Raw genomic sequence first — 4,399 nt, 5'->3', positions numbered from 1 at the left:
ATTATGCCTTTGCTTTAACAGACTTTTTTGTTTTTTTGTCGTGTGCAGAGAAATTATTTGAAAAATGAAAGCGGGATTGAGGACTTTGTGATCAACTTACAAAATACAGCGATTAGATATGGGTGTATTCAAAGCCTTGATTTATTAGAGCAACGTTCATATCAAACCATTACTGATGCTATGATGCACAAGTTTTCAGCCTACTTACCTTCGTCATTATTATTAAGCGACAATAAAGATAAACAAATTTAGAATAATAAATCGAATACACATTTGGAATTTTTATGAATATAACAGTAGTAGGTACAGGCTACGTAGGACTATCAAATGCTATGTTGCTCGCTCAGCATAACAAAGTGACAGCAGTTGATGTTATTCCAGAAAAAGTTGAATTGCTCAATTCAAAGAAGTCACCTATCGAAGATAAGGATATTGAAGACTTCTTATCTAACGAAAATATTGATTTTAAAGCTACGTTAGATGCCAAAAGTGCTTACAAAGATGCTGATTTTATTATTATTGCGACGCCTACTGATTACGATTCAAAAACCAATTATTTTAATACTCAAAGCGTAGAAAAAGTTATTGAACAAATACTTCTAGTAAATAAAACTGCTTTAATTATCATTAAATCAACGGTACCAGTCGGATATACTATTGAAGCAAGAAAACAATACTCTACCAATAGTATCATTTTTGCTCCCGAATTTTTGAGAGAAGGAAAGGCTTTATACGATAATCTTTATCCCTCTAGAATTGTCATTGGAGAACAATCAGAACGTGCTCAGCTATTTGCAGACTTATTATTAGAAGGCGCTATAAAAAAAGAGGTGCCAATCCTTTTTACGAAATCAACTGAAGCGGAAGCTATAAAACTGTTCTCAAACACTTATTTAGCCATGAGAGTTGCGTATTTTAATGAATTGGACACTTATGCGCAGATGTTTGGACTTGAAACCAAACAAATCATTGAAGGCGTTGGCTTAGACCCTCGTATTGGTAATCACTATAACAACCCATCTTTTGGTTATGGTGGGTATTGCCTGCCTAAAGATACTAAGCAACTCTTAGCAAATTATCATGAAGTACCAAGCAACCTTATTAGAGCCATCGTTGACTCTAATAGAACTCGCAAAGACTTCATCGCAGATAAAATTATTGAGAGAAAACCACAAGTCGTTGGCGTGCATCGGTTGGTCATGAAAAGCGGTTCGGATAATTTTAGAGCGTCTGCTATTCAAGGAATCATGAAACGTATCAAAGCCAAAGGTATCGAGGTAGTCGTCTATGAGCCTGTCTTAAAAGAAAAAGATTTCTTTAATTCACGTGTGATAGAGGATTTGGCAGAATTTAAAGCAATAAGCGATGTAATTATCGCAAACCGATTGTCATCTGATATACAAGACGTCTCGCACAAGGTGTTTACTCGCGATTTATTTGGGAGCGATTAATGAACATCTTAGTAACTGGTGCGGCAGGCTTTATCGGATTTCATCTCATTAAAAAGTTATTAGAAAAAAACTGCTTTATTGTTGGTATTGATAACATCAATGACTACTATGATGTGGACTTGAAAAATGATCGCATAAAAGTACTAGTAGAAAACTCATCAACAGAGACTTTTAAGTTTATTAAGCTCGATCTTGCTAACCGTGAAGCCATGTCTACTCTCTTTAGTCGCTACAAATTCGATGTTGTTATTAATCTTGGTGCTCAAGCTGGTGTGCGTTATTCTATCGAAAATCCGCATGCTTATATGGATTCAAACATGGTAGGGTTTTTGAATGTGCTTGAAGGTTGCCGTCATAGCAAGGTTAAGCACTTACTCTATGCCAGCTCAAGCTCTGTTTATGGTATGAATGTTAAGCAGCCGTTTAGCACTGAAGATCGGGTTGATTACCCTATTAGTTTATATGCTGCTACCAAAAAATCTAATGAGTTAATGGCGCATACTTATAGTCATTTATATAACATTCCAACAACTGGCTTGCGCTTTTTCACAGTTTACGGCCCTTATGGTCGACCTGATATGGCTTACTTTTCTTTTACCAAAAAAATACTATCAGGGCAGCAGATCGATGTGTATAACAATGGTGAGATGCAGCGGGACTTCACCTATATTGATGATATCGTTGAAGGTATCATTCTTCTTATCGATAAAATTCCTGCACCTCAAAAATCCTCCATTACTACAGCGATAGCGCCTTACCAGATATATAATATCGGTAATAATCAACCAGTGACGTTGCGCCGCTTCATTAGCGCTATTGAGCAAGCATGCGGTAAAAAAGCTAAAGAGAACTTGCTTCCAATGCAGCCAGGTGATGTACCGATCACTTATGCGGATATCGATGAGCTAACCACTGATGTTGGCTTTAAACCTTCGATTAGTATTGAAGATGGTATTGCTAAGTTTGTAGAGTGGTACAAACAATATTACTCAGTTTAAGTAAAAGTGTTTCATAAGCCATTTCTGTATCATTTTCTTAGACAGATGTTCAAGTTCTAATCTCATCATATTTTTTCAAAGGATTTTAGCGACATGACCACACCTTCAAACTGGCAAAGAAAACTGCTATTAACATTTCGAAGCGAAAAAAGATTGAATGCGGGTAAGATTATCAAAAACTATGATGGCAAAAACTTTGATGAGATGAAAACGACAGTAATTACTGAGTCATTGTGTGATATTGAGGCACTAACAGATGAGCGTAAAAGTACAGACTTAGAAATTCACTTAAATAATCTAAAGTATCAATCATTAGGAGAGTCTGAGCTCTGCTTTTATCATAATACTCTTATTATATTGATGCGTCGTAAATACAAAATAGATAAAACTTTTGCTGAATTTGAGAGGCTTTGGGATTCAGAAAGCAACTATTTATTAGAGCATCTTTCGCTGCGCTGGATTGTCTCAGCCTGCGACACTTTCATTGATCACTCAAATGATACTCTTAGAACTGCTATTCTAATGAACGTCATCACTCTAATGAACACCTTAAGGGTTCATGAAACCAAAAACTTTTTACAACTAAGCGCTAACGCCGAACCCATGCCGTTATTAGACGAAAAAACCGACATACTTTATGCCGGTGATTTGCCTTTATACGATGGTCTTACTTATTTTCGTATTGGTACTGATGACAGCTTAAGAAATATGCGTAAACGCTATAACAAATTTCGTAAATTCGACAAATTAGCTACTACTATACTGCTGGCTGTATTCGAAAAACTACAGAATAACCAAAGTGCTTTTGCCACTCTACGTCAACTGCATAGAGATGATTGGTCCAAATGGTGGTTAGATTAAGATCTCTTGTCTGTATTCTCAAAATTCGATGCAAATTCAATATATTTCTTTGCTATTGTGACAGGAAGAAGTGCTTCACTAAATTCAGAGCGAAATTTTTCTGGGTTCTTCATGGCTAAGCTTAATTTAGCTGCGATAGCATCTATATCTCTCATAGGCATTAGGTTTTTTTGAGGCAACAACTCACTTGGCCCAGATTGGCAGTCAGTACTAATAACTGGGGTCCCTAAAACTAAAGATTCTGCAATCACCAAAGCAAAACCTTCCCAATCAGAAGTCAATACTTTAAACTGCGCATGCTTTATGTAGGGAAAAGGATTCTCATGGAAGCCTAAAAAAACTACCTTATCTTCTAGATTGAGCTCTGCTACCAACTCCTCTATATTACTTTGAAGCTTACCTTTACCCAAGAGAAGCAACGGTAAAGACTGATCTGTCTTTGCGTAAGCTCTCAATAGCACATCATGACGTTTTGCTTCTTTAAAACTGCCAACATGAATAATATAATTTTGATATTCTGGAATGAAAGCATCAGCTAACTTTTGAATACCGTCTCTATCAATAGGATTGTGTATTGCTGTGGTTGAAGTAACATGACCAAAGTTTTCTACAAAATCCTTTTCTACTCCCTTACTCACACAGGCGCAAGGATTTTTGGAATAAATTCTCGTAAAGTTTTCTTTTCTTTGATGACCAACATCCGTTTTTGCGAACTTATATAACAACGACAAAGTATTATGAATCACATAAATGATGTTAGATAAACTACTGTAGCTAAAAATACTATCTGAACGATCAAGGTTTGATAAAATAATATCAGGTTGTCCAATATTTTTTTTGACATAACGATCTACCGCATGAGCAAAAAATTTATCGCGACGCTCTGCTCCTGGTATCATCTTATAAGGTTTGAATTTGAGCATATGATAAATAAGGTTTGGATTAAGATCATATTCGACCCGCGGTTTAAACCTTAAAATATGTACTTCGTATCCTAATTCGTAAAATCCCTGTCCCAAAGTAAGAACGACACGCTCTGCCCCTCCGCCTTGTAGACAATTAATAGCGAGCAACGCTATTTTTTTATGC

General features: G+C 36.2%; 5 protein-coding genes. 4 read left to right on the top strand and 1 reads right to left on the bottom strand.

Annotation, left to right across the window (positions count from 1 at the left end; genetic code table 11):
* Window positions 1-57: 57 nt before the first annotated feature.
* From PENNN9_RS11680 to PENNN9_RS11665, 4 genes are all read left to right on the top strand, one after another.
* Window positions 58-252: a hypothetical protein gene (locus PENNN9_RS11680; protein ID WP_058369840.1), complete on the top strand. Its 195-nt coding sequence runs from the start codon at window positions 58-60 to the stop codon at window positions 250-252.
* 32 nt (window positions 253-284) lie between these two features.
* Window positions 285-1,451 carry a nucleotide sugar dehydrogenase gene (locus PENNN9_RS11675; RefSeq protein ID WP_058369839.1) on the top strand — a complete coding sequence of 389 codons (1,167 nt, stop codon included), beginning with the start codon at window positions 285-287 and terminating at the stop codon, window positions 1,449-1,451.
* On the top strand, window positions 1,451-2,449 hold the full coding sequence (locus tag PENNN9_RS11670; protein WP_058369838.1) for an NAD-dependent epimerase: 999 nt from the start codon (window positions 1,451-1,453) through the stop codon (window positions 2,447-2,449). Before PENNN9_RS11675 ends, PENNN9_RS11670 begins: the two co-directional genes overlap by 1 nt.
* Window positions 2,450-2,542: 93 nt before the next feature.
* A complete protein-coding gene (locus PENNN9_RS11665) occupies window positions 2,543-3,310 on the top strand; it encodes a hypothetical protein (RefSeq protein ID WP_058369837.1) in 768 nt (255 codons plus the stop codon).
* Here PENNN9_RS11665 and PENNN9_RS11660 read toward each other — a convergent pair.
* The coding region (locus tag PENNN9_RS11660; RefSeq protein WP_156410102.1) for a glycosyltransferase at window positions 3,307-4,399 on the bottom strand (1,093 nt) is incomplete at its 5' end. The two genes, PENNN9_RS11665 and PENNN9_RS11660, sit on opposite strands and share 4 nt — an antisense overlap.

The sequence above is a fragment of the Psychrobacter sp. ENNN9_III genome (assembly GCF_001462175.1).
GTDB lineage: Bacteria > Pseudomonadota > Gammaproteobacteria > Pseudomonadales > Moraxellaceae > Psychrobacter.
The sequence above is the reverse complement of the archived record's forward strand: the minus strand, read 5'-3'. Positions and strand labels throughout refer to the sequence as shown.

Excerpts from the sequence above, each read along its gene's own strand:
- PENNN9_RS11665 (WP_058369837.1), top strand. The coding sequence starts at position 2,543 with ATGACCACACCTTCAAACTGGCAAAGAAAACTGCTATTAACATTTCGA.
- PENNN9_RS11675 (WP_058369839.1), top strand. The coding sequence starts at position 285 with ATGAATATAACAGTAGTAGGTACAGGCTACGTAGGACTATCAAATGCT.
- PENNN9_RS11670 (WP_058369838.1), top strand. The coding sequence starts at position 1,451 with ATGAACATCTTAGTAACTGGTGCGGCAGGCTTTATCGGATTTCATCTC.